The sequence below is a fragment of the Apibacter sp. genome, assembly GCF_025291155.1.
Taxonomy (GTDB): Bacteria; Bacteroidota; Bacteroidia; order Flavobacteriales; family Weeksellaceae; genus Apibacter.
On the sequence record NZ_JAMBJZ010000135.1, the window covers coordinates 1 to 2,924 of the forward strand.

A 2,924-nucleotide genomic window follows, 5' to 3' on the forward strand; every position below is an offset into this window, starting at 1 on the left:
CTCCGGATTATTGTATTCTAATGATACCAAATATTTTGCAATTTCAAAACCTGTAAAGCTGGAAAAAGTTGAAGGGACCGATCTATATCCGGAATTAGAAAAATCTGAAGTTAAAGTTTATGATCATTTAATGTATCGACACTGGGATAGTTGGAAAGACGGTAATTTTCAGCATCTTTTCATTGGTACTTCAGATGGAGAAGTATTAGATATCAATAAAGGTGAAAAATATAATTCAGAAGCTTATTCATTTTCTCTGGATAGTAAATATTTAGTATATCAGTCAAAAAAACTTTTCGGAACACAAGATGCAATTTCAACTAATACAAATATTTACCTTTACGATTTATCTTCACAAGAAACACAAAATATAACCGCAGAAAATAAAGGATATGATACTAATCCAAAATTTAGCCCGAAAGGAGAAATGTTAGCTTGGTTATCAATGAAAACAGATGGGTATGAATCCGATAAAAACGATATAAAGATTTATGATTTTAAGACCCTAAAAACAATAAATTTAACATCTGAATGGGATAATACTGTTATAGATTATGTTTGGAGTAAAGAAGGTAATAAAATATATTTTTTAGCAGGTATTAATGCTACACAACAATTTTTCGAGCTTGATATAAAAACGAAGAAAATAAGGCAAATAACTAAAGGTCAGCATGACTATGTAGGCATACATTTAGCGGGAGATTTTCTAGTAGGGGAACGTCAGGATATGAACCATGCTTCAGAAATTTATAAAGTAGATATAAAAAAGGGAGAACAGACTAAACTCACCTCAGTAAATGATGCAAGTTATAAAAAAATAAACATGTGCAAAGTTGAGGAAAGATGGATTGATACAACTGATGGAAAAAAAATGTTGGTTTGGGTCATATTTCCTCCTGATTTTGATAAGGATAAAAAGTATCCCACTTTATTATATTGTCAGGGAGGACCTCAAAGTACCGTGTCACAATTTTATAGCTTCCGTTGGAATTTTCAGATTATGGCTTCTCAAGGGTATATTGTAGTAGCTCCTAATAGAAGAGGGTTGCCTTCTTTTGGCATAAAGTGGAATGAAGAAATTTCAGGAGATTGGGGAGGACAACCCATGAAGGATTATTTATCTGCTATAGATGAAGTTTCTAAAGAATCTTATGTTGACAAAAATCGATTAGGAGCAGTAGGAGCTAGCTATGGAGGATATTCAGTATATTATCTGGCAGGGATTCATCAAAAGAGGTTTAAAACCTTTATTTCACATTGTGGAGTTTTTGATTTAGAATCTATGTATGGGTCAACAGAAGAGATTTTCTTCCCTAATCACGATATAGGGGGTGCCTATTGGGAAAATCCTCAACCTAAAGCATATAAAGACTTTAATCCTATTAAATTAATTTCAAATTGGGATACTCCCATTTTAATAATTCATGGAGGTAAAGATTATAGGGTGCCGTATACCCAAGGTCTAGAAGCCTTTCAAGCAGCACAATTAAAAGGAATAAAAAGTCGACTTTTGTTTTTCCCTGAAGAGAGTCATTGGGTGCAACAGCCTCAAAATGGAATCATCTGGCAAAAAGAATTTTTTAAGTGGTTAAAAGAAACTCTTTAAGAAATAATAAATAACAAGAAAAACAGATAGATCATTTATTTTCTTGAATAAAATTAAATCTTATCATTTAAAATTATGTATAAAAAATAAAAGATCGAAGCAATTTTTTCGATCTTTTATTTTATTATTCTGAAGTAATTAATTTATTTTTAGTTCCATTAATTTCAATATACATAGTTTTAATATCAAATAAATTTATCAGAATAAAAAAATAATCAATTAAATGTTGATTAACTTTATAATTTAAAAAAATTAAATATGAGGAAAATTATACTTTTTTTAGTACTATTTACATTAACTAATTTACTATTATGGTCTAAACAAATAGATCAGAAGGAAGCGAAAAAAATTGCTGAAAATTTCATAAGCAACTATGTGTTTTATCAGCAAAGGAATGCTGGATTTGATTTGGATTTAGTGTATACAGGGTTCAATCAAGATGTTAAAAATAAGAAAGGACAAGTTGAGAAGTATTACTATGTATATAACATAGGGAATAAGCAAGGCTTTATAATCATTTCGGCGGACGATGTAAATTATCCCATAATAGGATATTCCAAAACAGGTTCATATGATGTGAATCATCTTCCGGAAAACTTTAAATCTTGGATGAAATCTGTAGAAATGGGGATGCAACATGCTTTTGATAATTCAATAAATCCTACTCAAGAGATAAAATCGGAATGGGAAGCTTATAGAAATAGTGCAAAAAATATTAGAACTAAATTGACAGAAGTTCAACCACTTATTAAAACTAAATGGGCTCAAGGAGCTCCTTATAATAGTCAAATACCTTATCGTGTTCGTACCGGTTGTGTTGCTACGGTTCTTGCTCAAATTATGAAATTTCATCAATATCCTATATCCGGAATCGGTAAAATTCCTTTTTATAAAACTCAAGATCCTTCAAACAATCAAATCTATATTTTACCTGAAATTGATCTTACTCAATACACCTATCAATGGTCGGATATGTTAAATGATTACAGTATCGGCTATACTCCTGAACAAGCTAAAGCAGTAGGCCTTTTAATGTATCATATTGGGGCAAGTGTTAAAATGCAATATGGTATAAATGGGAGTGGAGCTTTTAGTAAAGATGCTGTAAAATCACTTTATACTTATTTTAATTATGATCAAGGAATTGACTATGTGGTAAGAGGTAAATATTATAGTAACGTAAGTGAAATAATTATAAATGATGATGAATGGAATAGTTTGATAGTAAACGAACTAAATAATGGTAGGCCAATTTTTTATTCTGGTTCTACAGATACAAATGAAGGTCATGCATTTGTTTGTGATGAATATGATTCCA

At 30.4% G+C, this 2,924-nt stretch carries 2 protein-coding genes; both read left to right on the top strand.

The genetic code is table 11. The features are described 5' to 3' along the window. A partial coding sequence (locus M3Z80_RS09460) for a S9 family peptidase (RefSeq protein ID WP_293919369.1) occupies positions 1 to 1,606 on the top strand: 1,606 nt, incomplete at its 5' end. A gap of 258 nt (positions 1,607 to 1,864) precedes the next feature. Further along, a partial coding sequence (locus tag M3Z80_RS09465) for a C10 family peptidase (protein ID WP_293919370.1) occupies positions 1,865 to 2,924 on the top strand: 1,060 nt, incomplete at its 3' end.